This is a genomic window from Citrobacter sp. Cpo030 (genome assembly GCF_030333005.1).
GTDB classification, from domain to species: domain Bacteria; phylum Pseudomonadota; class Gammaproteobacteria; order Enterobacterales; family Enterobacteriaceae; genus Citrobacter; species Citrobacter portucalensis.
Map to the genome: position 1 here is coordinate 25,439 of NZ_JAOWGT010000060.1, position 26,348 is coordinate 51,786.

Sequence of the window (26,348 nt, forward strand, 5' to 3'; positions counted from 1 at the left end):
AAAGAACATTGCTTATCAGATGTATATCTAAACGAGATCCTGACAACCGAATGCCTGAACAACATCGTTATACGCTCCCGGCGAAAGCTGGCGATCAGCGCCAGTTAGGTGAGCTTACCGGTGCAGCCTGCGCAACGCTGGTCGCCGAAATCGCCGAACATCACGCGGGTCCAGTGGTCCTGATCGCGCCGGACATGCAAAATGCGCTGCGTCTGCATGATGAAATTCGTCAGTTTACCGACCAGATGGTGATGAACCTGGCCGACTGGGAAACGCTACCCTACGACAGCTTTTCTCCCCATCAGGAGATTATCTCCTCGCGGCTCTCCACGCTGTATCAACTGCCTGCCATGCAGCGCGGCGTGCTGATCGTTCCGGTAAATACACTGATGCAGCGCGTTTGTCCGCACAGCTATCTGCACGGCCATGCGCTGGTCATGAAAAAGGGCCAGCGACTTTCACGTGACGCTCTGCGTGAACAGCTGGACAGTGCGGGCTATCGCCATGTTGATCAGGTCATGGAACACGGCGAATACGCCACCCGCGGCGCGTTGTTGGATTTGTTCCCGATGGGCAGCGAGTTGCCTTATCGTCTGGATTTCTTTGATGACGAAATCGACAGCCTGCGTCTGTTTGATACCGACACCCAGCGCACGCTGGAAGAAGTCGATGCCATTAATTTGCTTCCCGCGCACGAATTCCCGACTGACAAAACGGCCATCGAGCTATTCCGTAGCCAGTGGCGCGATACCTTTGAGGTGAAACGCGACGCCGAACATATTTACCAGCAGGTCAGCAAAGGCACGTTACCTGCGGGTATTGAATACTGGCAACCGCTGTTTTTCTGCGAGCCGCTGCCGCCGCTGTTCAGCTACTTCCCCTCCAATACATTATTGGTGAATACCGGTGATATCGAGACCAGCGCAGAACGCTTCCAGGCCGATACCCTGTCACGCTTTGAAAATCGAGGTGTTGATCCGATGCGCCCGCTTCTGCCGCCGGAATCGCTGTGGCTGCGGGTTGATGAGCTGTTTTCTGAACTTAAACGCTGGCCGCGCGTTCAACTGAAAACCGAGAGTCTGGCGAACAAAGCAGCAAATACCAACCTCGGGTTCCAGAAGCTGCCGGATATTGCCGTTCAGGCGCAGCAAAAAGCGCCGTTAGATGCGTTACGTAAATTCCTTGAAGGCTTCACCGGTCCGGTGATTTTCTCGGTGGAAAGTGAAGGCCGCCGTGAAGCGCTTGGCGAACTGCTCGCCCGTATCAAAGTGGCGCCGAAGCGGATATTGCGACTCGATGAAGCCGTAGATAACGGTCGTTATCTGATGATTGGCGCAGCTGAGCACGGCTTCATCGATAGCAAACGCAATCTGGCGCTGATTTGTGAAAGCGATCTGCTTGGGGAACGCGTGGCGCGCCGCCGCCAGGATTCTCGTCGCACCATCAACCCGGATACGTTAATTCGTAACCTCGCAGAGCTGCATCCCGGTCAACCGGTGGTGCATCTGGAGCACGGCGTGGGACGTTATGCCGGTATGACCACGCTGGAAGCGGGCGGCATCACCGGTGAATACCTGATGCTCACTTATGCCAACGACGCCAAACTGTACGTGCCGGTGTCGTCACTGCATCTGATCAGCCGCTATGCCGGTGGCGCGGAAGAGAATGCGCCGCTGCATAAACTTGGCGGCGATGCCTGGTCACGCGCCCGACAGAAAGCCGCTGAGAAGGTGCGCGATGTCGCGGCAGAGCTGCTGGATATTTATGCCCAGCGCGCGGCAAAAGAAGGCTTTGCCTTTAAGCATGACCGTGAACAATACCAGCTGTTTTGCGACAGCTTCCCGTTTGAAACCACGCCTGACCAGGCGCAGGCGATCAACGCGGTACTCAGCGATATGTGTCAACCGCTGGCCATGGACCGCCTGGTGTGCGGCGACGTCGGCTTTGGTAAAACCGAAGTCGCGATGCGCGCGGCCTTTCTCGCCGTAGAGAACCACAAGCAGGTTGCCGTGCTGGTGCCGACCACCCTGCTCGCACAGCAGCACTTCGACAACTTCCGCGACCGCTTTGCCAACTGGCCGGTACGCATTGAGATGTTGTCCCGTTTCCGTAGCGCCAAAGAGCAAGCGCAGATTCTGGAGCAAGTTGCCGAGGGAAAAATTGATATTCTCATCGGCACGCACAAACTGCTGCAAGCGGATGTGAAGTTAAAAGATCTGGGTCTGCTGATTGTCGATGAAGAGCACCGTTTCGGCGTTCGCCACAAAGAACGCATCAAGGCGATGCGCGCAGATGTCGATATTCTGACCCTGACGGCAACGCCAATTCCACGTACGCTCAATATGGCAATGAGCGGCATGCGCGATCTGTCGATTATCGCCACGCCGCCCGCTCGTCGTCTGGCGGTCAAAACCTTCGTGCGCGAATACGACAACCTGGTGGTACGCGAGGCGATCCTGCGTGAAGTTCTGCGCGGGGGACAAGTTTATTATCTGTTTAACGACGTCGAAAACATCCAGAAAACCGCTGACAGGCTGGCTGAACTGGTGCCGGAAGCGCGTATTGGTATCGGTCACGGACAAATGCGCGAGCGCGAACTGGAACGCGTGATGAACGATTTCCACCATCAGCGTTTTAACGTGCTGGTGTGTACCACCATTATCGAAACCGGGATCGACATCCCCACCGCTAACACCATCATCATCGAACGAGCGGATCACTTCGGTTTAGCGCAATTACACCAGCTGCGCGGTCGTGTGGGACGTTCTCACCACCAGGCTTACGCCTGGCTGCTGACGCCGCATCCGAAAGCAATGACCACCGACGCGCAAAAACGCCTGGAAGCCATCGCCTCGCTGGAAGATTTGGGTGCAGGATTTGCGCTGGCGACCCACGACCTCGAAATTCGTGGCGCCGGGGAATTGCTGGGTGAAGATCAAAGTGGTTCCATGGAAAGCATCGGCTTCTCGCTGTATATGGAACTACTGGAAAACGCGGTCGATGCGCTCAAAGAAGGGCGTGAGCCGTCACTGGAAGATCTCACCAGCCAGCAAACCGAAGTTGAACTGCGCATGCCGTCTCTGCTGCCGGACGACTATATCCCGGATGTAAACACGCGACTGTCGTTCTACAAGCGCATTGCCAGTGCGAAAGGCGAAAACGAGCTGGAAGAAATTAAGGTCGAGCTGATAGACCGTTTTGGCCTGCTGCCCGACCCGGCTCGTACGCTGCTGGATATCGCCCGTTTACGCCAGCAGGCGCAGAAACTGGGGATCAGAAAGCTCGAAGGCAATGAAAAAGGCGGTACCATTGAATTTGCCGAGAAAAACCACGTCAACCCGGTCTGGCTGATTGGTTTACTGCAAAAGCAGCCGCAGCACTTCCGTCTGGACGGTCCAACCCGGCTGAAATTCATGCAGGAGTTGAGCGAGCGTAAAACGCGGATCGACTGGGTCCGCCAGTTTATGCGTCAGCTTGAAGAAAACGCCGTAGCATAAGCATAGCGAACAGGCCGGGTGAACACACCACTCACCCGGCCTGATGAATTTACAAACTCTTTGCACTTCCCTGCACTTCCCGACACAGCAAACAGCCATAATTCTCGTTTACTTTTACATAATAAAAACCACGTAAAAACAATGGATTTATGGTGATGTTAAACAATAAACGACTCTCTCGCTGGCTCGCGTTTTTTACGCTTGCAGCGACATTCGCGTTAGCACTTCCGGCTCAGGCAAACACCTGGCCGCTGCCGCCACCGGGAAGCCGTCTGGTGGGTCAGAATGCCGTTCATGTTGTTGAAGACAATGGCGGTTCTCTGGAGGCGATTGCGAAAAAGTACAATGTCGGCTTTCTCGCGCTACTGCAGGCCAACCCTGGCGTTGACCCTTACGTACCACGTCCGGGCAGCGTTTTGACGATCCCATTACAAACTTTGCTACCTGACGCTCCGCGCGAAGGTATTGTTATCAACCTCGCCGAACTGCGTCTTTATTATTACCAGCCGGGGACCAATTCGGTGACCGTGTATCCTATTGGTATTGGCCAGTTAGGTGGTGACACGCTGACGCCTACGATGGTAACCACCATCTCTGATAAACGCGCCAACCCCACCTGGACGCCAACGGCAAATATCCGCGCGCGATACAAAGCAAACGGGATTGACCTGCCTGCCGTTGTGCCTGCCGGTCCGGATAACCCGATGGGCCATCATGCGATTCGCTTAGCGGCATACGGCGGCGTGTACCTGTTGCACGGTACAAATGCTGATTTTGGCATCGGAATGCGTGTCAGTTCCGGCTGTATTCGTCTGCGCGACGGTGATATCGAAACCCTGTTCCGTCAGGTAACGCCCGGAACTAAGGTCAATATTATCAATACGCCGATTAAAGCATCCGTTGAGCCTAATGGCGTGCGCCTGGTGGAAGTACACCAACCGCTGTCCGAAAAAATCAATGACGATCCGCAACTGCTGCCGATCGTGCTGAACGCGTCCATGCAGACATTTAAAAATGCGGCGCAAACAGATACCGCCGTCATGGATCATGCGATGGAGATTCGCTCAGGCATGCCGGTCGATGTGACCCGTCATCATGACGTTGCTCAACAACCGCTGTAATCGTAGCGTATAAAAAAACCCCCGCTGGATTTTATTCCGCGGGGGTTTTTTATTTAACTCGCAGTGGCATTGCGATGGGTTAAATCTTATTTGTAGATAACAGCAGTTCCGTGAAGAGTGTTAGGACCGGTAACGGAAGTAATACGGAAAGACTTCGCACCCATCTCATCGGCTTTCTGCGCCAGTTGATCTTCCAGAGAACCTAAGTTAGTCCCCGCATTCGCAGAAATAGTACCGACTTTCTCTTGACCCGCAGGAGTGGACTGAACTTCAACAGCGGCAAAGCTTGCAAATGACAGTGAGCTAAGAACAGCAGCGACAAACAGTGTTTTTACGTTTTTCATGATAGTGACCTTTAGCAGATGAATGGGTGTCGAAAAGATTAACTTAACGATCGATAGGTAAATCATAGGTGTGATCCAGGTCACACGTCAACATTTTTTTATAATGATCGTTATATAAAATATAAAGGTCTTATTTTTCATGCTAATAGCTATAAATTATTTTTATCGTGAATCCGCTGGAGTGTGCAGTCGAATATTTTTATAATGGTTATTCAATAAACCCAACAAAGGTACATCGGCGCCATGACAACTGAAACGACAGGTTGTGCTAAAAAAAGCCGTGGCCGACCAAAAGTGTTCGACAGGGAAGCCGCGCTTGATAAGGCCATGACACTCTTCTGGCAGCACGGATATGAAGCGACCTCGCTCGCCGATCTCGTGGAAGCCACCGGCGCAAAAGCGCCCACGCTGTATGCGGAGTTCACCAATAAAGAAGGGTTGTTCCGTGCCGTACTAGACCGCTACATCACCCGCTTTGCGGCGAAACACGAAGCCCAGCTATTTTGTGAAGAAAAAAGCCTTGAGTCCGCACTGGAAGACTATTTCACCGCCATAGCAACCTGCTTTACCAGCAAGGACACCCCGGCGGGATGTTTCATGATTAACACTTCTGCGACGCTGGCAGCCTCTTCCCGCGATATTGCGCACACGGTGAAATCCCGCCATGCAATGCAGGAACAGACGCTTACCCAGTTCCTTCACCAACGCCAGCAACGAGGCGAAATTCCGGCCCATTGCGACGTGCAAAAACTGGCTGAATACCTGAACTGTATTTTACAGGGTATGTCGATCAGCGCCCGGGAAGGTGCAACGTTCGAAAAACTGATGCAGATCGCACACACAACCCTGCGGCTGTGGCCCGAACTCGTCAAAGCTTAACCCTTTCCCACAATTCCCCCGCAGTACTCACACCACCGGGAGCTGATAAAGCCCCCGGTTAGAATTTCACGCATTAACCCTACATTCTTCATTGTTTTCATCATCTTACCCGATCATTTTTTGTAAAATGTATTGATAACGACAATTATTATCAGCAATATTCGCATTTGTTTTAACGCCTGTTTCACAATGTAACCATCGGTTTCTTTACCGTCATAACAAAAACAGATCGACTCTTTTTTAAAAGGAATACAAATGCATAAGCGTCTCTGGGTGCTCAATCCTCTCCTGTTGTCTTTAACCCTTCCGGCCATTGCGGCTGAGGAAGAGAATCTCATCGTCAGCGCCAACCGTAGCCAGCGCACCGTGGCAGAAATGGCGCAAACGACCTGGGTTATTGAAGGAAGCGAGATTGAACAACAGGTTCAGGGAGGAAAAGAGTTCAAGGATGTTCTTGCTCAGCTAATCCCAGGAATCGATGTTAGTAGCCAGGGACGCACAAACTACGGCATGAACATGCGTGGTCGCGCCATTGTCGTGCTCATTGACGGCGTCCGTCTGAACTCCTCGCGAACCGACAGCCGTCAACTTGACTCCATTGACCCGTTTAATATTGCGCACATTGAAGTCATTTCAGGCGCAACCTCACTTTATGGCGGTGGCAGTACCGGCGGATTAATCAACATTGTCACCAAAAAAGGCCAGCCGGAGCGTGAAGTAGAACTCGAACTGGGGAGCAAAAGCGGTTTCAACAATAGCAACGATCATGATGAACGTGTTGCCGCGGCGGTGAGTGGCGGAACCGATCGCGCTTCCGGGCGTATGTCCGTCGCGTATCAACGATTTGGCGGCTGGTATGACGGTAATCACGATGCCCTGCTGCTGGATAACACCCAAACCGGGCTACAGCACTCCGATCGTCTGGACATCATGGGCACCGGGACAATTGAACTTGACGACAACCGTCAGTTGCAACTGGTTACTCAGTACTATAAGAGTCAGGGGGATGACGATTACGGGCTGGATCTCGGCGAGAACATGTCCGCCGTGACCGGAAACGGCAAAGCATACACCAGCAGCGGACTGAATTCCGATCGTATTCCCGGCACCGAACGTCATCTTATTAGCCTGCAATATTCAGATGCGGATTTTTATGGCCAGAACCTGGTCAGCCAAATCTATTACCGTGATGAATCACTGAAATTCTACCCCTTCCCTACGCTCAGCAAAGGTAAGGTCACCAGTTTCTCCGCATCACAGCAGGACACAGACCAGTTTGGTGCCAAAATTACTCTCAACAGCCAGTTGATGGATAACTGGGAGCTGACGTGGGGTGTCGATGCCGATCACGAAACCTTCGACTCCAATCAGAAATTCTTCGATCTGGCCTGGTCCCTGCCCTCCGGCGGTATGGATAACCGTACAGCTTATACCACCGGACGTTACCCCGGTTACAGCATCACCAACTTCGCGCCTTTCCTGCAAAACAGCTATGACATTAACGACATCTTTACCCTCAGCGGCGGTGTGCGCTATCAGTGGACCGAAAACAGGGTTGATGATTTCGTTGGCTATGCCCAACAGCAGGGAATCGCGACCGGGATTGCGAACTCTGCCGATACCATTCCGGGCGGCAAAACCGATTACGATAATTTCCTGTTCAACGCTGGTATCCTCGCCCACCTGACCGACCGTCAGCAAACGTGGTTTAACTTTTCTCAGGGCGTGGAGCTTCCGGACCCAGGGAAATATTACGGTAACGGTACCTATTCGCTGGTTGGCGATCATTACCAGCTCCAGCGCAGCGTCAACGTGGCGGATTCACGTCTGGAAGGGATTAAAGTGAACTCGTACGAACTGGGGTGGCGCTACACCGGCGATAGTCTGCGCACGCAACTCGCCGCTTACTACTCGACTTCGGATAAATCGATCGTTATCAACCGCAGCGATATGACCATTAACGTTCAGCCCGACGATCGCCGCATTTATGGCCTTGAAGGTGCAGTGGATTATTTCATTGCGGATACGGACTGGAGCCTGGGCGGCAACTTCAATGTCATTAAATCGGAAGTGAAGCAGAACGGTAAATGGCAAAAATGGGATGTCACGCTGGCCTCACCGTCCAAAGCAACCGCGTGGGTCGGCTGGGCACCAGAACCGTGGACCTTGCGCGTACAGAGCCAGCAAACATTTGATCTGACCGACGCCAGCGGTAACAAGCTGGATGGCTATAACACCATGGACTTTATCGGCAGCTATCAGCTCCCGTTGGGTAAGCTGACCTTCAGCGTGGAAAACCTGCTGAATGAAGAGTACACCACACTGTGGGGACAACGTGCGCCACTGCTGTACAGCCCAACCTACGGCAGCCCGTCACTGTATGAATACAAGGGCCGGGGTCGTACTTTTGGTCTGAACTACGCCTTAACCTTCTGATAAAAAAAGCCCCCCAGCCTGAGCGAATGGGGGGCTAATGTTCAGGATAATGCTATTTTACGCTTTGTTATTCAGTACCAACTGTCCGTTGTTATCCAACGGAATTTGCGCACCGGGGTCCTTATCCATACGGATTTTCCCCTGCTGATCGCCAATTTTGTACGTCACGTCGTAGCCCAGCATCTTTTCAGATTTGTCATACACCGTTTTACAACGTTGCTGCGTGGTGGTGTAAGTATCGTTTTCCTGCATCGAACCCTGAATCTGGTTACCTGCATAGCCGCCGCCTAAAGCACCGGCCACGGTGGCAATATCTTTACCACGTCCACCACCAAACTGATGCCCAATAACACCACCCGCAACCGCGCCCAGCACGGAACCCGCGATACGGTTTTCATCTTGTACCGGCTTACGGTGCGTGACCGTTACGTTCCGGCACTCCTGACGTGGTGTTTTTACTGACTCTTTAATCGGTGTTGCAGAGACAACTTGCGCATACTGTGGGCCACGCTCGAAAACGTTCAGACTGGCCACCGCTGCAACACCCAGCGCAGCAGCTACGCCAATCCCTATACCCGCCAACATTGATTTATTCACGGGACTTCCTCCTTTTTTGCTATTAGCAACAACTTTGCAACAGAAGGTAAGGAATGCCAATCAGATTACGGATGAAAATAGCGGAGGTGGAGCGAAAGCGGAATGATTCAGACAACTCTGAAGGAAGGCGCCGGATGCGTAAAATCATCCGACGCCACAAGTCGATATTAATGCAGTTTCAGACGTGGGCGAATCACCCGGTTGATACTGCCGACCAGCATCATCAGGCCGGTTTTGAAGTAGCCGTGCAAAGCAATCTGGTGCATGCGGTACAATGAGATGTACACAAAGCGCGCAATACGCCCTTCTACCATCATCGAACCACGGGTCAGGTTGCCCATCAGGCTACCCACGGTAGAGAAGTTAGAGAGCGAGACCAGAGAGCCGTGATCTTTGTACTGATACGCTTTCAGCGGCTTGCCGTTCATCTGTGCCAGAATATTGTTCATCGCACAGGTCGCCATCTGGTGTGCAGCCTGAGCGCGCGGAGGCACAAAACCGCCTTCCGGACGGGCGCAGGAAGCGCAGTCGCCAATCGCGTACACGTCAGGATCGCGCGTGCTCTGCAGAGTTGGCTCAACCACCAGTTGGTTAATACGGTTCGTTTCCAGACCGCCAATGTCTTTCATAAAGTCTGGCGCTTTGATACCCGCCGCCCACACCATCAGATCGGCTTTAATGTATTCGCCATCTTTGGTGTGCAGTCCGCCTTCGTCAGCGCTGGTTACCATCGTCTGGGTCAGTACGCGTACGCCCAATTTGGTTAACTCATTATGCGCAGCACCGGAAATACGCGGCGGCAACGCAGGCAGAATACGCTCACCGGCTTCGACCAGCGTAACGTTCAGCGCGTCGTTGGTCAGCCCTTTGTAACCATAGCTGTGCAGTTGTTTTACCGCATTGTGCAGCTCAGCGGAGAGTTCAACCCCCGTCGCACCGCCACCCACAATGGCGATATTCACTTTTCCGTTAGCGCCCAGATTCGCGGAATACTTCAGGAACAGATTCAGCATCTCCTGGTGGAAACGACGCGCCTGATGCGGGTTATCGAGGAAAATGCAGTTTTCTTTCACGCCAGGGGTGTTGAAATCGTTGGACGTACTGCCCAACGCCATCACCAGCGTGTCATACGGCACTTTACGCTCAGGAACCAGCAGCTCACCCTTCTCATCACGCAGCTCAGCGAGAGTAATGGTCTTCGCTTCACGATCGATATCCACCACCGAGCCTAACTGGAACTGGAAGCCATGGTTACGGGCATGAGCCAGATAACTCAACGCATCCACACCTTCGTCCAGTGAACCCGTCGCCACTTCATGCAGTAACGGTTTCCACAAGTGACTGTGGTTTCTGTCTACCAGTGTGATTTTGGCCTTTTTCTTACGCCCGAGTTTTTTACCCAGCTGCGTCGCCATTTCCAGTCCGCCAGCACCGCCGCCGACAATCACGATCCTTTTCAATGGTGTAGTCAACGTGACCCCCTCAAATTTATTAACCAATTGTTAATTAAAGGTTATGAGCGTAGCCTTTAATTAACAACAAGTTACGGTAATGAAAATGTTCTTCGAGAGTGAGAATAACACGAACGGTGCATTGGTCATACCAAAATTGATGTGTATCAAGTTTTGATGCTGAAAAGATAGACAACAGGAACTTTAAGAACAAAAAAACCAGCCCAATGGCTGTAATGCCAGTCAGTTAGCGCCTCAGTTTCAGAAAGCTTCAAGCTGTGCTGCCCGAGGTAAAGAACATGCTATCTCGGAGAAAGAGTTCCGTTCACCTCATGCTCATCATTTCTCTTAAGCACCGATTCCTGTGAACGTGTAAAGGGCGTTCTCCGCCACGCCCTTTACAATCCCGGCTCCCGGCAGGAAAATTGTTGCTGCGCAATACCCTCCGCTTATTCCTCCAGGCTACCGGGCCGGGCGCGAGGAAGCGTCCTTGCAAAGCGCGCCCTGAGCCAGCATCCATGCTGGCTCTCCCGGCCTTACGGAAACACGTCGGCAATTTTCAGCCGGACCAGCCCACACCTGACCATCTGCGTTTTTTTGTTTAAACAGCAAAAAAGATTTAACTGGAAGTCAGTGCGTTGAAGCGATGACCCCGGTCCGGCTGAAAATCGATGAGGCGTTGACGACTGACCGGGTCTGTCCGCAGGGATGCGGACAGAGGGGACGGCCTGCATGGACGCAGGCTCGACCCCGACCCGACAGGCAGACGGCATAAGACGAATAACTCGCGCAGCGACAATTTTCCCGCCGGGAGCCTGGGTTGCAAGGGAGGCGGCGGTGAGCCTCCCTTGCACGTTCACAGGTATCTGCGCTTCAGAGAAATGACACCGCTGAGGTGAACGGAACCCTGAGCCGGGATCACATGTTCACCATACGTTCGTAACTGACGAGCATTAGCCTGGAGGCTGTTTTTTTAAACGCTCAATAAGAATTAACCTAACGTCTTGAACGCTTTGATGCGCTGCAAATGCGGAGAGATATTCTTAAACTTATGCGTCTGCTCTTCGTCCCAGACTATCTCGTAAAAATGATGCAGCTCTTCCGACGAACGCTGACTGTTAAGCGCTTCATCATGACGTGACAGGATCACCAGGCAGCGATCGCGATTCTTCTCACGAAAATTGGTCACGCATTTTGTTGCGATGTCTGCATACTCCTCAGGTCTGTCGATTTTGCCTTCCATGTTCTCATACGGGAACAGGTTGGGATTAAACACTACCTGACGAATATCACACAGGAAACCAATCCGTTCAGCCCAATATCCCCCGAGCCCCACACCACAAATCAGCGGACGGTCATCCACATTCAGCTGCAGCATTTTGTCCACTTCTTTCAGCAGATGCTGCATATCATGTTTAGGATGCCGCGTACTGTAGCTAATCAGCCTGACATCCGGGTCGATGAATTGCAGCTGCAACACCTTCTCATGGTTGCCCGGGCTGTTAGAGTCAAAACCGTGTAAATAGATAATCATCGCATCCTCGCCAAACTTGCGTTAATGACCTGCTTTCTCTTCCTGCCAGCGCTCATGAAGTTGGTTAAGTTGAGCGCTTACCGTCTTCCAGCGTGCCGAGTCCATCAGTTCCTGACGTGAAAATGAACCTTTATGATACAAACGTGTAACACGTTCTGCATTGATCGGCGACAGATTATCTAACACACTGACCGCTCCCTTACGATTATTGCAGACCAGGATCATATCGCAACCTGCATCCAGCGATGCCTGTCCACGCTCCGCATAGCTTCCCATAATCGCCGCCCCTTCCATCGACAAATCGTCGGAGAAAATGACACCATCGAAGCCAAGCTCCTGGCGCAGCACCGTTTTCAGCCAGTGAGGTGAACCACTCGCCGGACGCGGATCGACATCACTGTAGATGACGTGCGCAGGCATAATGGCATCCAGTTTGTTTTCCGTAATCAACGTCTGGAACACGGACATATCTTTCGCACGAATCTCGGCTTCTGAACGAGGATCGGTTGGGGTTTCTTTGTGTGAATCCGCCGTCACCGCCCCATGTCCAGGAAAATGTTTACCGGTCGTTTTCATGCCAGCAGCATGCATCCCGTCAATGAAGCGGGTCGCCATCGCCAGCGCTTTTAGCGGATCGGTATGATAAGAACGCTCGCCGATTGCCGCGCTGATATGGCCCACATCCAGCACGGGTGCAAAGCTGATATCAATGTCCATCGCGATCATTTCGCTGGCCATCAACCACCCGGCGTCCTGAGCCAGTTTGCCGCCCTCTTCCAGGCCGTGCAGCGCAGCAAAGGATTGAGCCGCAGGCAGGCGGGTAAAGCCTTCACGAAAACGCTGTACGCGTCCGCCTTCCTGATCTACCGCCACCACCAGATGGTTACGTGACGCAGCCCGGATCTGGCGCACTAATTCACGCAGCTGTTCCGGGTCATGATAATTTCGGGTAAAGAGGATCAACCCACCTACCAGCGGATGTGCCAGAATCTCACGCTCTTCAGCGTCCAGCTCATACCCTTCGACATCCAACATTACTGGGCCCACACTGCTCTCCTTATCCTTTAATTGTTAGCTGCCGCCAGGTTTCATCGGCCAGCCTGATAAATTGTCGATCGCCGGTTTGCCGCCAGCGATACTCAAACCACCCCGCCTTCAGCATCATTATCCAGGGTTGCCATTGTCTGACCTGTCGCCACAAAACGTCTGGCTCAATGTGCGCTCGTTGGGCGTAGGTGCTAACCAACTGTTGGCGCTGGGATTCATCGCTAACCCATACTGCCGCCAGCTCCAGGGCAATATCACCGTCTCCGGCGTATTCCCAGTCAATCAGCCGCAGCCCTGATGCCGTACGTACGATGTTGTCACCGTGAACATCCATATGCAGCGGCCCCAGGCGCAAAGGTCGAGGCTCACCTCGTTTCCTTAGCCGCTTCAGCGCGCGCAGCCAGCATGGTGTACGACGCGCCGGATCGCCACACTGCCAGTACTGTTCAAGTAGCGGCAGCAGGCTGATTCGCCAGCCCAATCGGGGTTGCTGGTGCAGATGATACAGTAAGCCTGCGAGTTCGTCGGCGTCCGGTAATCTGGATTCTACCTTACCGTGAAAAAACTCGACTGCCATCCACCCACGCGTATAAAAGTGAGGACGTGGCGCAAGGCTTTCTGGCAGGTGTTTTAGCGCATGATATTGGCGTAAGAAATGAGATTCCGGCGCGTCAGGGTCGTGATGGCAGCGCAGCACCAGCCGGTGGGAACGGTGTTCAATGATGCAGCTCCCGCCGCTCAGACCGGTTTGGCTGGCTGCGACGGGATGATACTGCGGGAAATAGCGCGACAACACTTCGCCGCGCGTGAGTTTGTTATTGTTGCTGAACGGCACCTTTACCTGACCAGATTATCTCGCCAGTTTGTACCAGCATTAATTGCATTTGCAGCGCAGGCGAATTGACGTTGCCAGATGCGCTGGAATAGAGCACATACTGCGCGCCAACGTTACGGGCGATACCAATCGCTTTACTGCGCGTTCCCAGGCTATCGTTCGGTGACAGACCTAACTGCTGCTTGGCGACGGCCAGTTGCTGAGCGGAAACCAGAGTAAACTTACCGTTATTCGCCAGCGCGTTACGCAAGGTCTCGGTGGCTTCCCCCGCGTTCAACGAACCGTTAGTACGGTTATTCACGCTATCCACCAGCAGAACGCCGCCCGCTTTGACACCGTCGGCCTGCAGCATTTTGCCGACCATCGGCTGCATAGCCCCGTTCCAGTCATAGTGACGTTGACGTGGCGTCGGCTGCGCCGTTTGGTCCTCGTGCTCAATCGGACCCGGCTGCTGCGGTATGGTTGGCACCGTTGGCACAACCGGCACCGGCTGTTGCGGCTGCGCAGGCTGTTCCGGCACCGGTTTGACTTCCTCTACCGGCGCGGGCTCACGTTGCACCACACAGCCAGAGAGAAACATCGCCAGCGCGGCAATCAGTGCGTAGCGATTCATTTTGTTCATCAAGATTCACCCCTTACAGATAAAGATAAAGTCTAACCTTGTGCGCCCCCAGATAATTGGCGCTGCCGTACAGCGTCACCGACGAATGAGCCGGAACAGTCACACTGCGTGGCGCTTCCAGAGGGTGCATTTCCAGCCCTCTGGCGTCATACCAGTAAAACCGATAATGAACGGTAACGGGTTCTTGTCTTTCGTTATAGAGTCGAGAGGATGCCGAGGCCTGAATATCAGACGTGGTTAACGTCGGCTGTTCTGCTGTTATACCCGCCGCCAGAATCGTTGATTCCATCACCAGCGACTGTTCATCACTTACCGGAATTTCAGGATGTGTTCGACAACCCGCCAGCAACAGCAAGCCCATTGAAAGCGCAATGCATCCTCTGGTCATGTTTACAGACCTTTATGCGCGAGCATTGGGCCAAGCGCACGTCCACCCAGCAGGTGCATATGAATGTGATACACCTCCTGCCCCCCGTGGCGGTTGGTGTTCATAATTAAGCGGTACCCATCAGCAGCAATACCTTCCTGCTCTGCAATTTTCGCTGCAACGGTGATCATGCGGCCCAATGCCTGTTCATGTTCCGCCGTCACATCGTTGACAGTTGGGATCAGGATGTTAGGAATGATCAGGATATGCGTTGGTGCCTGAGGGGAAATGTCACGAAACGCAGTGACCAGTTCATCCTGGTATACGATATCCGACGGAATCTCACGACGAATAATTTTGCTGAATATAGTTTCTTCTGCCACGACGTTTTCCTTTTTCATTAACAGCCCAGGCGTTTTGCCATGCTACGCCGGGTAACTCTGCGAGTATAGAGTATGAGCGAGTTACTCACGCTCTTTCAACTTTAACCCTCGATTTTTTAAGCGAAAACCCCAGTCAGTGCTGCTCTTATAACCATTTCCCTGCGCTATCGCTCAAGCATAGTACTGAAACAATATTTCATTTATGCCGTAGCATCTGTTTACACATTGACTGCTAATGCGTATATTTCGCATTTGTATTTACATGCGCATTTAATAATTTACAACCAAAGGGTTCATCACAACTACCGGTGATTCGAACTTAATATTAATAATTATCAAGGACTTTTCGATGTCTTTCACAACACTCAACGGGAATGTTCAACGCCAACCGGGGCTTGCCCCTTCTTTGCTGGCAGCATGCATCACGCTAGCGCTTTTACCTTCCACCAGCCTCGCAGCCCCTGCAGAAGAGACAGTGATCGTGGAGGGTTCTGCTCCATCCGCATCCAGTGAGGAGCAGGATTACAGCGTTAAATCGACCACCGCTGGCACAAAAATGCAGATGACACAGCGCGATATTCCGCAATCGGTCAGCATTGTCAGCCAGCAACGCATGGAAGATCAGCAATTGCAAACGCTGGGCGATGTGATGGACAACACGTTGGGGATAAGCAAAAGCCAGGCGGATTCAGATCGCAGCAGCTATTACTCGCGCGGATTTCAGATTGATAACTATATGGTCGATGGGATCCCGACCTATTTTGAATCCCGCTGGAATCTCGGTGACGCCCTTTCTGACACCGCCCTTTTTGAGCGTGTCGAAGTGGTCCGTGGCGCAAACGGGCTAATGACCGGGACGGGTAACCCTTCAGCCTCCATTAACATGATCCGTAAGCATGCCACCAGCCGCGAGTTCACCGGTAATGTTTCAGCGGAATATGGCAGCTGGAATAAACAACGCTATGTGACCGATCTGCAAAGCCCGCTTACGGCAGACGGCAACGTGCGCGGCCGCATCGTGGCGGGTTACCAGAATAACGACTCCTGGCTTGATCGCTACAATAGCGAAAAAATGTTCTTTTCTGGGATTGTCGATGCCGATTTGGGTGACACCACCAGCCTGTCTGCGGGCTATGAATATCAGCGCATTGATATCAACAGCCCAACCTGGGGTGGATTGCCGCGCTGGAATACCGATGGCAGTAAAAACAGCTATGACCGTTCGCGCAGCACTGCGCCGGACTGGGCTTACAACGATAAAGACTTCAACAAAGTGTTTGTCACCATCAAACAACGTTTTGCCGATACCTGGCAGGCGACCATGAACGCCACCCACTCCGAGGTCAAGTTCGACAGTAAAATGATGTACGTCGATGCCTATGTTAATAAGGCCGACGGCACGCTGATTGGCCCATATGGCAACGTCGGAGGAACCGGCTGGAACAGCGGCAAACGTAAAGTGGATGCTGTCGATCTATTCGCCGACGGCGGTTACGATCTGTTTGGTCGTCAGCATAATCTGATGTTGGGCGGCAGCTACAGTAAACAGAATAACCGTTATGAAAGCTCGTGGGCGAACGTTTTCCCCAACGAAATCGGCAGCTTCTATACCTACGATGGTAACTTCCCGGAAACCAACTGGAACCCGCAGTCATTGGCTCAGGACGATACCACGCACATGAAATCGCTGTACGCCGCAACGCGTATTTCGCTGGCCGACCCACTGCATTTGATTGTCGGCGCGCGTTATACCAACTGGCGTATCGACACCCTGACCTACAGCATGGAGCAAAACCACACCACGCCGTATACGGGTCTGGTATATGACATTGACGATAACTGGTCTACCTACGCCAGCTATACCTCAATCTTCCAGCCGCAGAACAAGCGCGACAGTTCCGGTAAATATCTCTCTCCGATTACCGGCAACAACTATGAGCTTGGTCTGAAGTCCGACTGGATGAACAGCCGTTTAACCACCACGCTCGCGGTGTTCCGCATTGAACAGGATAACGTAGCGCAATCAACCGGCGTGCCAATCGCTGGTAGCAATGGCGACACGGCCTATAAAGCGATGGATGGAACGGTCAGCAAAGGGGTCGAATTCGAAGTTAACGGTGCAATCACTGATAACTGGCAGATGACATTTGGTGCGACACGCTATGTTGCAGAAGACAACGAAGGCAATGCGGTGAACCCGAACTTGCCGCGTACCACGGTAAAACTGTTTACCCGTTATCGCCTGCCAGCCATGCCGGAACTGACCGTAGGCGGTGGAGTTAACTGGCAGAATCGTGTTTACAGCGATACGGTCACGCCTTATGGCACATTCCGCGCGGAACAGGGAAGCTACGCCCTGGTAGATTTGTTCACCCGCTACCAGGTAACAAAAAACTTCTCAGTGCAGGGTAACCTTAATAACCTGTTCGATAAAACCTACGACACGAATATCGACGGTTCTATCGTTTATGGTGAGCCGCGCAACGTCAGCATCACCGCCAGCTATCAGTTCTGACATCGGGTATTGCGTAGAATCGCTAACTCGCTGACTTAGGTTGCAAATTCTCATCAAACTCCAGCCGCTTTCTGTCAGGTTCTACCGCAGTCAGCGGCTCCACTTCTGCAAGCGTCTGCTGACAGCGCTCCACCAGCACCTGATACTCGCGAGTGCCCTGTTTTTTCCACACCAGTTCCTGCTCAGTTAACATGCGAATCGCTTTCGCCGGGCTACCGACAATCAGATGGTTGGCAGGCATCTCAGCGCGCGCTTTCACAAACGCCGAAGCACCAACGATACTGTTTTCACCGATGGTCGCGCCATCGATAATCACCGCGCTCATGCCGACCAGCGCGTTACGCCCAATCACGCAGCCATGCAGAATCGCGCCGTGGCCGATATGTCCGTCCTCTTCCACTACCGTATCCTGGCCGGGAAATCCATGCATCACGCAGTTATCCTGGATATTCGCCCCATCTTTAACCACGATACGCCCAAAATCTCCGCGCAGGCTGGCGTTGGGACCAACATAAACACCTTTGCCGAGAATGACATCGCCAATCAGCACTGCGGTTGGGTGAACATAGCTTTCTGCAGGAACTACCGGGATCATCCCGTCAATCTGGTAAATCGGCATGGCTTCTCCTGTTACACCTCGGCTAATCCGCCGAAACGTTGATAATAGAGCGGCCCCGGCGCGGGCAGTTCCCCCACCGAACTCTCGCCTTTTTCGCTGACGAAAACCTGGGCGCCGGGCGCAACACGTTGATAAATATTAATGCACAGCTGACGCGCCGTCTGACCCAGCCAGTGAGCAGGCAGCAATTCTTCCGGCAGCAGCGGATCTTTGAGCACAACCCGACGATAGAAGTGAATAAGCAACAGGCGGATCTGGAAGCAGCGCTCTGGTGTAAGTTCGTCCGGCCCGGCGTCACGCAGTAGCGGTAACAACGGACGGAACAGCGTGATAAACGCCTCGTACATGGCATTTTGTTCGGTTAAGTGCCAGCACCCTTCTACCCGCTCACGCAGCGCAGCGCGGGAGAGTGCCAACGGCGAATGCGCCTCAAAAACGATGACATTTTCCGCCACCCCAGCCTCATGGAGCAGCGACTGTACGTCCGCCAGCTTTTGCGATGGCGACGCCAGCAGACTCGGCGCCAGTACGCCAAAACCTTGCCATAACAGCTGCTTTTTAACTTCGGCCAGGGTATTTTTCTCCAGCCCCTCCGACAGCAGCAGCAGCCAGGTACCGTCCCACTCAGGGGCGCTGGCACGATAGATTTTGCTCTCGGCGCGGCGCGTCAAGCGTAGCCCTTTATCACTCAGGCGGTAGAAACTGCGGCGGCCGATACGTACTACGTCCAGCCATTCTTCTTTATTAAGGCGAAACAGTGCGGTACGTACAAAACGTTCACCGAAGCCAAGCCCTTCCAGCAGCGCGGCAACGCTACCGAGCCAGACTTCTCCACCGCGTTGCGATAAACAGTCCCCGTAAAGCGAGGCGATAAGCGAGGTGCCGCTGACCGGCATCGCGGTGACCGCCTGCTGAATAAAACTATCGAGTTTTTCCATATGATTCATACTGTTGTCATTTTCTTCCTTTTTGAATCATAGCACAGGAAATCCCGGAGGCGGTGCTACGCACCTGTCCGGGCTACGGGCTTGAGGCATCGGGTAGCCCGGACAGGCGCAACGCGCCGCCTCCGGGAGAAAGTATTAACCGTTGGCGGCAACTTTGCGCAGGTCGAACACCCGGCACGCTTTACCTTCTGAGCGCGGGATGCTGCCGCAGTTAACAATGCTTACGTCGGTGGAAATACCGACCATCGACTTAATACGATGACGCAAATGATGGCAAATCTGGCAACGCTGCTCATGGCTCAGCACCAGGCTACTCTCTTTAAGCTCCACGCGTACCGAAAGCGAATCAAGATGCCCTCGGCGATCCACTTCCAACTGGTAATGCGGAGCCAGATGCTCAATCTTGAGGATCTCTTCTTCCACCTGCGATGGGAAGACGTTGACGCCGCGAATAATCAGCATATCGTCGCTGCGCCCGCTAATGCGATCCATACGACGCATCGTGCGCGCGGTACCCGGCAGCAGGCGCGTCAGGTCGCGGGTACGATAACGAATGACCGGTAGCGCTTCTTTCGTCAGCGTGGTGAACAGCAGTTCGCCGTGCTCGCCGTCGGCCAGTGGCGTACCGTCATCCGGATTGACCACTTCCGGGAAGAAATGATCCTCCCATATTGTCGGACCATCACCCGTTTCGATGCACTCCATCGCCACGCCCGGCCCCATCACTTCCGAGAGGCCATAAATATCCAGCGCCGTAATACCGAGGCGACGTTCGATCTCCGCGCGCATCCCCGTGGTCCACGGCTCTGCGCCAAATACACCGGTACGCAGTGAACAACCCCGCGCGTCACCGCCCATCTGGCGCTCCAGCTCTTCAATCAGGTTCAGGCAGTAAGACGGCGTGACCATAATCATGTCAGGTTTGAAATCGCGAATCAGCTGCGCCTGCTTTTCAGTCTGCCCGCCGGACATTGGGATAACCGTTGCCCCTAAGCGCTCCGCGCCGTAGTGCGCGCCCAGGCCGCCGGTGAAAAGGCCATAGCCATAAGCGACGTGGATTTTATCTTTCGCGGTACCGCCTGCGGCACGCAGCGAGCGGGCGACAATGTTAGCCCAGGTATCGATATCATTTTGCGTATAGCCCACCACCGTCGGTTTACCCGTGGTGCCGGATGATGCATGGATACGCACCACCTGCTCCATCGGTACCGCGAAGGTGTCGAAGGGATAGTTGTCACGCAGGTCCTGCTTGGTGGTGCAGGGAAACTTGCTCAGATCGCTCAGCTCACGGAAATCATCCGGGTGAACCCCCGCCGCGTCGAACTTACGGCGGTACATCGGGACATTTTCATAGGCGTGTTTTAACGTCCATTTCAGGCGCTCGGTTTGCAAAGCCTGTAATTCGTCACGCGATGCGGTTTCAATCGGATCTAATTTTGTTGTTGTCGTTGTCATTTTGTAGGGCACTCGCAGGTCAATTAGCTCACACTCGCTCAAGGATCATGGCAATGCCCTGACCCACGCCAATACACATCGTACACAGCGCATAACGTCCATTGCGTCGTTCCAGCTCCAGCGTTGCAGCCAGCGCTAACCGCACACCGCTCATCCCCAGCGGGTGACCTAAAGCGATAGCCCCCCCATTGGGATTCACGTGTTCTGCGTCATCTGCCAGTCCAAGCTGTCTCATCACACCCAACGCCTGGGCGGCAAAGGCTTCATTCAGCTCAATCACATCCATATCGTTGATATTCAGCCCGGCGCGCTCCAGCACTTTTCGTACCGCAGGAACTGGCCCAAGCCCCATAAACTTCGGCTCCACGCCCGCCGTCGCCATCGCGACAATGCGTGCACGCGGCGTTAGTCCCTGGGCCTTTATGTGTTGCTCGCTGGCTACGATCATTGCTGCCGCGCCGTCGTTCACCCCAGAGGCATTGCCTGCGGTAACCACGCCGTTCTTACGAAACGGTGTTTTCAGTTGTGCGAGTTGCTCCAGCGTGGTTTCTGCACGCGGATGTTCATCTTCACGTACTGCGCTAACTGCCCCTTTCTTGCCAATGATTTGTACCGGCACAATTTCCTGCGCCAGAATGCCGTCACGCTGGGCTTTCGCCGTGCGCTGCTGGCTGCGATACGCAAAGGCGTCCTGGTCCTCTCGGCTTATATTTAACAATTCAGCTACATTCTCCGCCGTTTCCGGCATGCTGTCAGTTCCGAATTGTTGCTGCATGAGCGGGTTCACAAAACGCCAGCCAATGGTGGTATCAAACATCTCGGCCTGACGCTGAAACGGCGCGGTGGCTTTGCCCATTACAAACGGCGCGCGTGACATTGACTCAACACCACCAGCGATCAGCAGGTCGGCATCACCGGCTTTGATCGTGCGAGCAGCGAAGCCGATCGCATCAAGCCCGGAGCCGCACAGACGGTTGATGGTCGTGCCGGCAACGCTGTGCGGATAATCCGCCAGCAGGGTCGCCATATGCGCCACGTTGCGGTTATCCTCGCCCGCCTGGTTGGCGCAACCGAAGATCACATCGTCAATAGCGCTGGGATCCAGGCGTGGGTTGCGGTTGAGTAATTCACGCAACGGGATGGCCGCCAGATCGTCGGCACGCACGCCTGCCAGCGCCCCGCCGTAGCGACCAATCGGGGTACGAATACCGTCACAAATAAATGCGTCACGCATTAGACTTCTCCTGTAATCGTGCCACCGATGCGGTGAGATTTGCCGCGAAACAGAGCCACGGTTTTGTGTTGCTGATTGACAATTTCAATGTCGTAAACGCCAGTGAGTTTGCCTTGCTGCTTAACCCGCGCAGTGGCGGTCAGTTTGTCACCTGCAAAGGCCGGACGCAGAAAGTCGATACTGGCCGCTGAGGCTACTGCCGCCAGTCCCTGACTGTTGCAGGCGTAAGCAAAGGCAGTATCCGCCAGTGAAAACAGTTGCCCGCCGTGACAGGTCTGATGGCCATTCAGCTGCGACGGCGACACGGTCATGGTCATCTGCGAATAACCGTCGTCCATCTCAATAATGTCAATCCCCAGCGCCTGCGCGCAGGTGTCTTTCACATACATGGCGCGGGCGTTGCGCCAGGCTTCATTACTCATGACGCATCTCCATCAGCACTTTCTGGCGCAGCAGCGCACTCGGGCGATAGCGTTCTTCGCCATAGTGCTGTTGTAGGTTTTCCAGCAGACGCAGCACACGTCCCCAGCCGAGCGATTCGCCCCAGGCCAGCGGCCCGTGCGGGTAGTTAACCCCCAAGCGCATAGCGATATCGATATCCTCGGCGCTGGCAACTCCTTTTTGCAGCGCATCCAGCGCTTCGTTCGCCAGCATCGCTACCGTGCGCCATACCAGCAGCCCAGGGTAGTCGGCAATACGCAGCACTTTTTTGCCCTGCTGCTGGAAGTAGTACACCGCTTTGTCGGTGGCTGAAGCCGGGTTGGTTGGTGCGCTTGCCAGCACGACGGTGTCGCCCACAGCATGGTCATACACCACCACCGGGCGCTGGTGCTGCACGCTTAAGGCCAGCGCGGTTTCACCGGTTGTTTCAAGGAGCAGCACATCATCCAGTTCAGTGACAACGTCACGCTTGATATTTTTTGCTGCATTTTCAGGCGCTACCGCTGCAACAGCCAGTTCAGGCGATACTTCAGCAGGCCAGCAATAGACGCCGTGGCCGCTCTTCTTGCCCAGACGCCCCGCCAGAGCGAGCTCCTGTTGCAGCAAAGACGGTAGAAAACGGCGGTCCTGCCAGAAGGCGTTAAACACCGAACAGGTCACGGCAAAATTGACGTCCTGACCAATCAAGTCGGTCAGCGCCAGCGGTCCCATCGGGAAGCCGCCGCCGTCACGCAGCGCCGCATCAATCACTTCCGCTGACGCAACCTGTTCTTCCAGCGCGCGCCAGGCTTCAGCGTAGTACGGACGCGCCACGCGATTGACGATAAAACCCGGCGTTGAGCGGCAGCGCACCGGCTGCTTGCCCCAGGCGATTACGCACTGGCAAAGCAGCTCGACTACCTCAGTTGAGGTGGCAAGGCCGCTCACCACTTCCACCAGTTTCATCACCGGTGCCGGGTTAAAGAAGTGCAGCCCCGCCACACGTTCCGGATGCTTCACTCCCGCCGCAATTGCGGTGATTGAGATCGACGAGGTATTACTGGTCAGCAGCGTTGACGGCAAACAGATCTCCGCCAACTGACTAAACAGCGCTTTTTTAATTTCCAGCCGCTCGGAAGCGGCTTCAATCACCAGTTGTGCATCGGCAAGCTGATTCAGTTCAGTCGCGGGTACGATTCGTGCCAGCAGCTCACTGGCCTGTTCCGCACTAATTTTTCCACGACCAACACGAACGTCGAGTCGCTGGCGAATACCCTCAATAGCGCGAGTAATCGCCTCAGCGGAAATGTCATACAGCAGGACCGAATGCCCGGCGCTGGCAGCCACCTCGGCAATGCCTGCACCCATTGTTCCGCCGCCGATCACGGCAACGCGGTGAAGTGTTTTCGTCATGGCTTATTTCCCGCTGAACTGTGGTGGGCGTTTGCCGAGAAAGGCGCTGACCCCTTCGCGATAGTCGTCGCTGCGACCGGCCATGCGCTGGTAGTCGCGCTCAAGCTCAAGCTGCTGATCCAGCGTGTTGGTTTCGGAAAGCTGCAAGGCTTTCTTAATCAGCCCCAGGCCATAGGTCGGCTGCGTCGCGAAACGGCGCGCCATGGTCAACGCGGTATCTTTCAACTCGGCATCGTCGACCACTTGCCAGATCATGCCCCACTGCGCGGCCTGTTCGGCGCTGAGGTTATCGCCAAGCATCAGTAAGCCGACGGCGCGAGCGCGACCGGCTACGCGCGGCAGCACCCAGCTTCCGCCGCAGTCCGGCACCAGGCCGAGCTTGCTGAAGGCCATGACAAACTTCGCCGAGCGCGCGGCGAGGACGATGTCGCAGCCCATGGCCAGCGTGGCACCGGCACCAGCGGCAACGCCGTTGACGGCACAGATAACCGGCTTCGGCAGCGCGGCTAAGCGGCGCACCAGCGGGTTGTAGAAGCGTTCCACCGACATGCCCAGATCCGGCGCGGGGCCGCTCGGGTCAACGTTACGGTCGTTCAGATCCTGTCCGGCGCAAAACCCGCGTCCGGCACCGGTGATCAGCAGGCAACGAATGGTGTCGTCGCGCTCGGCCTGTTTCAGGCAGTCGGCGAGCTGCTGGTGCATCACGTCGTTAAAGCTGTTGAGTCGGTCCGGGCGGTTCAGGGTGATAGTCATCACGCCCTGCTCCACTTCGCTGAGAATAAATGCGTCCACGATTAGCGTCCTTTAAATTCCGGTGTGCGTTTTTCTAAAAAGGCGCTGACGCCTTCACGACGATCTTCGGTGCCGCTCAGCAGCGTAAACAGCTGACGTTCCTGCACCAGACCGGCCTGGAGACCCACTTCTTGCGCAGCGCGTAGAGACTGTTTTGCCGCCCGCAGCGCCAGCGGTGAGTGACGGGCGATGGTCGCCGCCAGCTTGAGCGCGTATTCATCAGAGAGGTTCGCCGGGTGAATGTCACTCACCAGCCCGGCCCGTTGTGCTCGTTCGGCATCAATGCTTTCACCGCTCAGCACTATTCGGCTGGCCAGCGCTTTGCCAACACAACGGATAAGCCGCTGCGTACCGCCCGCCCCTGGCATGGTGCCGAGAGTAATCTCCGGCAGACCAAAGCGCGCGTTATCCCCGGCAATCACCAGGTCGCACAGCAGCGCCAGCTCGCAGCCCGCGCCCAGTGCGTAACCGTTAACCACCGCGATCAACGGCTTGTTGAAGGCATCAATACGTGCCCACAGGCGTGGGCGAATATCGTCGAAAGTGGCGGGCAGATCTTTTTCCGCCATTTCATTGAGATCGGCCCCGGCGGCGAAATAGCGCGGGTTACCGCCAATCACGCAAACGCTGATGCTGGCGTCCGCCGCCGCGCTTTCCAGCGCGTCAGCAATCTGCGTTAGCAGCGCATTGTTCAGGGCGTTACGCGCCTGCGGACGGTTCAGAGTCAGTTGCAGTACACGGTCGTGACGGGAAATCAGCAGTTCGCTCATGCCATCCCCCGCGCATCGAAGTCGACCACTACGTCACCGCTGGTTGGCAGCGCCTGGCAGCTCAGCACATAGCCCGCCGCCAGTTCATCGGCTTCAAGGCTGTAGTTGGCGGCCATCGCCACCTCGCCACTGACCACCTTGCATTTGCAGGTGGCGCACACGCCGCCTTTACAGGCGAACGGCAGGTCAGCGCCCTGGCGCAGCGCGGCGTCGAGAATGCTGTCATCTTCCGCATTCAGTGAAATCAGGCGATCGCGCCCATCCTGACGAAGGGTGACCGTGCGGCCTTCCGCCTGGATGCCGGTGGCGCGTTTCACGCTGGTCCCCGGCGTATTAAAACGCTCAAGGTGAATGGATTTTTCCGCTATACCCAGTTCGCGCAGTGCCACTTCGGCTTCATCCATCATCGCCGATGGGCCACAGATAAAGGCGTCATCAAAGCGGCTGAAATCGAGCAAGTTTTTGCCCAGCGCACGCAGTTTGTCGCCGTCAATACGACCCTGTAGCAGATCGCTGTCCATCGACTCCTGACTGAACAGGTGCACCACCTGTAAACGCTGCGGATAGCGGTCTTTCAGATCGGCCAGCGCCTGACGGAACATCATGCTGTGGCTGCTGCGGTTGCCGTAGATCAGCGTGAACTGGCTGGCCGGTTCGGTCGTCAGCGTCGCTTCAATAATCGCCATCATCGGCGTAATGCCGGACCCGGCGGCAATCGCCAGATATTCGGCTTCGCGCTCGGCCTGCGGCTGGTAGCCAAAATGGCCTTGCGGCACCATCACTTCCAGCGTCATACCCTGCTGGATATCCTGCTGGGCATAGCGGGAGAAACGCCCACCGTCGATAGCTTTAACCGCGACGCTAATTTCCGACGGCAAGCGGCTGCGACAAATGGAGTAACAACGACGCAGCTCTTCTCCACCGAGGTGAGCTTTCAGCGTCAAATGCTGGCCCGGTCGAAAGGCGTAGTCATTACGCAGCGCGTCAGGAATGGTGAAAGTGATGGTCACCGCATCGCGCGTTTCCGCTTCGACGTTGGCCACGGTAAGCGAATGAAATGTTGTCATCGC

General features: G+C 54.7%; 23 protein-coding genes. 5 read left to right on the forward strand and 18 right to left on the reverse strand.

Annotated features, from left to right (window positions below):
* The first annotated feature begins 50 nt into the window (after positions 1 to 50).
* Both mfd and ldtC read left to right on the forward strand, forming a co-directional pair.
* Complete coding sequence (mfd, locus tag OGY37_RS11345; RefSeq protein ID WP_126956043.1) at positions 51 to 3,497, forward strand: transcription-repair coupling factor; 3,447 nt, start codon at positions 51 to 53, stop codon at positions 3,495 to 3,497.
* Positions 3,498 to 3,652: 155 nt separating this feature from the next.
* Positions 3,653 to 4,618, forward strand: a complete 966-nt coding sequence (ldtC, locus tag OGY37_RS11350; protein ID WP_032944376.1) for a L,D-transpeptidase LdtC — start codon at positions 3,653 to 3,655, stop codon at positions 4,616 to 4,618.
* An 86-nt stretch (positions 4,619 to 4,704) separates the two neighbouring features.
* Here the strand turns inward: ldtC and bhsA are convergent, their stop codons facing one another.
* On the reverse strand, positions 4,705 to 4,962 hold the full coding sequence (gene bhsA / locus OGY37_RS11355; RefSeq protein ID WP_003030810.1) for a multiple stress resistance protein BhsA: 258 nt from the start codon (positions 4,960 to 4,962) through the stop codon (positions 4,705 to 4,707).
* 243 nt (positions 4,963 to 5,205) lie between these two features.
* Between bhsA and comR the strand changes: the two genes are divergently transcribed.
* Both comR and OGY37_RS11365 read left to right on the forward strand, forming a co-directional pair.
* Positions 5,206 to 5,841 (forward strand): TetR family copper-responsive transcriptional repressor ComR, encoded by a 636-nt coding sequence (gene comR / locus OGY37_RS11360; protein ID WP_008784432.1) that lies wholly within the window; start codon positions 5,206 to 5,208, stop codon positions 5,839 to 5,841.
* 255 nt (positions 5,842 to 6,096) lie between these two features.
* On the forward strand, positions 6,097 to 8,277 hold the full coding sequence (locus tag OGY37_RS11365; protein ID WP_148362100.1) for a TonB-dependent siderophore receptor: 2,181 nt from the start codon (positions 6,097 to 6,099) through the stop codon (positions 8,275 to 8,277).
* A gap of 57 nt (positions 8,278 to 8,334) precedes the next feature.
* Here the strand turns inward: OGY37_RS11365 and OGY37_RS11370 are convergent, their stop codons facing one another.
* The 8 genes from OGY37_RS11370 to hinT all read right to left on the reverse strand — a co-directional run bounded on the left by OGY37_RS11370 (position 8,335) and on the right by hinT (position 15,113).
* A complete protein-coding gene (locus OGY37_RS11370) occupies positions 8,335 to 8,874 on the reverse strand; it encodes a glycine zipper 2TM domain-containing protein (protein ID WP_003030814.1) in 540 nt (179 codons plus the stop codon).
* 167 nt (positions 8,875 to 9,041) lie between these two features.
* On the reverse strand, positions 9,042 to 10,346 hold the full coding sequence (ndh, locus tag OGY37_RS11375; protein WP_003832263.1) for an NADH-quinone dehydrogenase: 1,305 nt from the start codon (positions 10,344 to 10,346) through the stop codon (positions 9,042 to 9,044).
* A gap of 970 nt (positions 10,347 to 11,316) precedes the next feature.
* Positions 11,317 to 11,859, reverse strand: a complete 543-nt coding sequence (gene ycfP / locus OGY37_RS11380) for an alpha/beta hydrolase YcfP (RefSeq protein WP_003030817.1) — start codon at positions 11,857 to 11,859, stop codon at positions 11,317 to 11,319.
* A gap of 21 nt (positions 11,860 to 11,880) precedes the next feature.
* Positions 11,881 to 12,906, reverse strand: coding sequence for a beta-N-acetylhexosaminidase (nagZ, locus tag OGY37_RS11385; protein ID WP_149385044.1), 1,026 nt, complete (start codon positions 12,904 to 12,906; stop codon positions 11,881 to 11,883).
* Between the two features lie 10 nt (positions 12,907 to 12,916).
* The gene (gene thiK, locus OGY37_RS11390; protein WP_149385045.1) at positions 12,917 to 13,741 is read right to left on the reverse strand and encodes a thiamine kinase; all 825 of its coding nucleotides are present in this window, start codon (positions 13,739 to 13,741) and stop codon (positions 12,917 to 12,919) included.
* A complete protein-coding gene (lpoB, locus tag OGY37_RS11395; RefSeq protein ID WP_003832255.1) occupies positions 13,722 to 14,363 on the reverse strand; it encodes a penicillin-binding protein activator LpoB in 642 nt (213 codons plus the stop codon). The genes thiK and lpoB overlap by 20 nt, the downstream gene beginning before the upstream one ends.
* A 13-nt stretch (positions 14,364 to 14,376) precedes the next feature.
* Positions 14,377 to 14,751 (reverse strand): YcfL family putative periplasmic lipoprotein, encoded by a 375-nt coding sequence (locus tag OGY37_RS11400; protein WP_003832254.1) that lies wholly within the window; start codon positions 14,749 to 14,751, stop codon positions 14,377 to 14,379.
* A 2-nt stretch (positions 14,752 to 14,753) separates the two neighbouring features.
* Positions 14,754 to 15,113: a purine nucleoside phosphoramidase gene (hinT, locus tag OGY37_RS11405; RefSeq protein ID WP_003030826.1), complete on the reverse strand. Its 360-nt coding sequence runs from the start codon at positions 15,111 to 15,113 to the stop codon at positions 14,754 to 14,756.
* Between the two features lie 349 nt (positions 15,114 to 15,462).
* On the opposite strand from hinT, the gene fhuE reads away from it, so the two are divergent.
* The gene (gene fhuE / locus OGY37_RS11410) at positions 15,463 to 17,628 is read left to right on the forward strand and encodes a ferric-rhodotorulic acid/ferric-coprogen receptor FhuE (protein ID WP_198579735.1); all 2,166 of its coding nucleotides are present in this window, start codon (positions 15,463 to 15,465) and stop codon (positions 17,626 to 17,628) included.
* Positions 17,629 to 17,650: 22 nt separating this feature from the next.
* Here fhuE and paaY read toward each other — a convergent pair whose 3' ends face one another.
* From paaY to paaE, 9 genes are all read right to left on the reverse strand, one after another.
* Positions 17,651 to 18,247: a phenylacetic acid degradation protein PaaY gene (gene paaY, locus OGY37_RS11415; protein WP_003832248.1), complete on the reverse strand. Its 597-nt coding sequence runs from the start codon at positions 18,245 to 18,247 to the stop codon at positions 17,651 to 17,653.
* 11 nt (positions 18,248 to 18,258) lie between these two features.
* Complete coding sequence (gene paaX, locus OGY37_RS11420; protein ID WP_020996484.1) at positions 18,259 to 19,185, reverse strand: phenylacetic acid degradation operon negative regulatory protein PaaX; 927 nt, start codon at positions 19,183 to 19,185, stop codon at positions 18,259 to 18,261.
* Positions 19,186 to 19,329: 144 nt separating this feature from the next.
* On the reverse strand, positions 19,330 to 20,649 hold the full coding sequence (paaK, locus tag OGY37_RS11425; RefSeq protein WP_003832244.1) for a phenylacetate--CoA ligase PaaK: 1,320 nt from the start codon (positions 20,647 to 20,649) through the stop codon (positions 19,330 to 19,332).
* A 28-nt stretch (positions 20,650 to 20,677) separates the two neighbouring features.
* On the reverse strand, positions 20,678 to 21,883 hold the full coding sequence (gene pcaF, locus OGY37_RS11430) for a 3-oxoadipyl-CoA thiolase (RefSeq protein ID WP_148362108.1): 1,206 nt from the start codon (positions 21,881 to 21,883) through the stop codon (positions 20,678 to 20,680).
* Positions 21,883 to 22,305: a hydroxyphenylacetyl-CoA thioesterase PaaI gene (gene paaI / locus OGY37_RS11435; protein ID WP_148362109.1), complete on the reverse strand. Its 423-nt coding sequence runs from the start codon at positions 22,303 to 22,305 to the stop codon at positions 21,883 to 21,885. Before paaI ends, pcaF begins: the two co-directional genes overlap by 1 nt.
* On the reverse strand, positions 22,298 to 23,716 hold the full coding sequence (gene paaH / locus OGY37_RS11440; protein WP_148362110.1) for a 3-hydroxyacyl-CoA dehydrogenase PaaH: 1,419 nt from the start codon (positions 23,714 to 23,716) through the stop codon (positions 22,298 to 22,300). Before paaH ends, paaI begins: the two co-directional genes overlap by 8 nt.
* Positions 23,717 to 23,719: 3 nt before the next feature.
* On the reverse strand, positions 23,720 to 24,508 hold the full coding sequence (paaG, locus tag OGY37_RS11445; protein WP_126318447.1) for a 2-(1,2-epoxy-1,2-dihydrophenyl)acetyl-CoA isomerase PaaG: 789 nt from the start codon (positions 24,506 to 24,508) through the stop codon (positions 23,720 to 23,722).
* A 2-nt stretch (positions 24,509 to 24,510) separates the two neighbouring features.
* Positions 24,511 to 25,278, reverse strand: a complete 768-nt coding sequence (gene paaF, locus OGY37_RS11450; protein ID WP_286620822.1) for a 2,3-dehydroadipyl-CoA hydratase PaaF — start codon at positions 25,276 to 25,278, stop codon at positions 24,511 to 24,513.
* Positions 25,275 to 26,345 carry a 1,2-phenylacetyl-CoA epoxidase subunit PaaE gene (gene paaE, locus OGY37_RS11455; protein ID WP_286548352.1) on the reverse strand — a complete coding sequence of 357 codons (1,071 nt, stop codon included), beginning with the start codon at positions 26,343 to 26,345 and terminating at the stop codon, positions 25,275 to 25,277. Before paaE ends, paaF begins: the two co-directional genes overlap by 4 nt.
* Positions 26,346 to 26,348 lie beyond the last annotated feature (3 nt).

Bases quoted from the DNA above. Each gene is read 5' to 3' on its own strand.
- mfd (WP_126956043.1), top strand. From the start codon at position 51: ATGCCTGAACAACATCGTTATACGCTCCCGGCGAAAGCTGGCGATCAG.
- ldtC (WP_032944376.1), top strand. From the start codon at position 3,653: ATGTTAAACAATAAACGACTCTCTCGCTGGCTCGCGTTTTTTACGCTT.
- bhsA (WP_003030810.1), bottom strand. From the start codon at position 4,962: ATGAAAAACGTAAAAACACTGTTTGTCGCTGCTGTTCTTAGCTCACTG.
- comR (WP_008784432.1), top strand. From the start codon at position 5,206: ATGACAACTGAAACGACAGGTTGTGCTAAAAAAAGCCGTGGCCGACCA.
- OGY37_RS11365 (WP_148362100.1), top strand. From the start codon at position 6,097: ATGCATAAGCGTCTCTGGGTGCTCAATCCTCTCCTGTTGTCTTTAACC.
- ycfP (WP_003030817.1), bottom strand. From the start codon at position 11,859: ATGATTATCTATTTACACGGTTTTGACTCTAACAGCCCGGGCAACCAT.
- lpoB (WP_003832255.1), bottom strand. From the start codon at position 14,363: ATGAACAAAATGAATCGCTACGCACTGATTGCCGCGCTGGCGATGTTT.
- OGY37_RS11400 (WP_003832254.1), bottom strand. From the start codon at position 14,751: ATGACCAGAGGATGCATTGCGCTTTCAATGGGCTTGCTGTTGCTGGCG.
- fhuE (WP_198579735.1), top strand. From the start codon at position 15,463: ATGTCTTTCACAACACTCAACGGGAATGTTCAACGCCAACCGGGGCTT.
- paaY (WP_003832248.1), bottom strand. From the start codon at position 18,247: ATGCCGATTTACCAGATTGACGGGATGATCCCGGTAGTTCCTGCAGAA.
- paaX (WP_020996484.1), bottom strand. From the start codon at position 19,185: ATGGAAAAACTCGATAGTTTTATTCAGCAGGCGGTCACCGCGATGCCG.
- paaK (WP_003832244.1), bottom strand. From the start codon at position 20,649: ATGACAACGACAACAACAAAATTAGATCCGATTGAAACCGCATCGCGT.
- pcaF (WP_148362108.1), bottom strand. From the start codon at position 21,883: ATGCGTGACGCATTTATTTGTGACGGTATTCGTACCCCGATTGGTCGC.
- paaI (WP_148362109.1), bottom strand. From the start codon at position 22,305: ATGAGTAATGAAGCCTGGCGCAACGCCCGCGCCATGTATGTGAAAGAC.
- paaH (WP_148362110.1), bottom strand. From the start codon at position 23,716: ATGACGAAAACACTTCACCGCGTTGCCGTGATCGGCGGCGGAACAATG.
- paaF (WP_286620822.1), bottom strand. From the start codon at position 25,278: ATGAGCGAACTGCTGATTTCCCGTCACGACCGTGTACTGCAACTGACT.
- paaE (WP_286548352.1), bottom strand. From the start codon at position 26,345: ATGACAACATTTCATTCGCTTACCGTGGCCAACGTCGAAGCGGAAACG.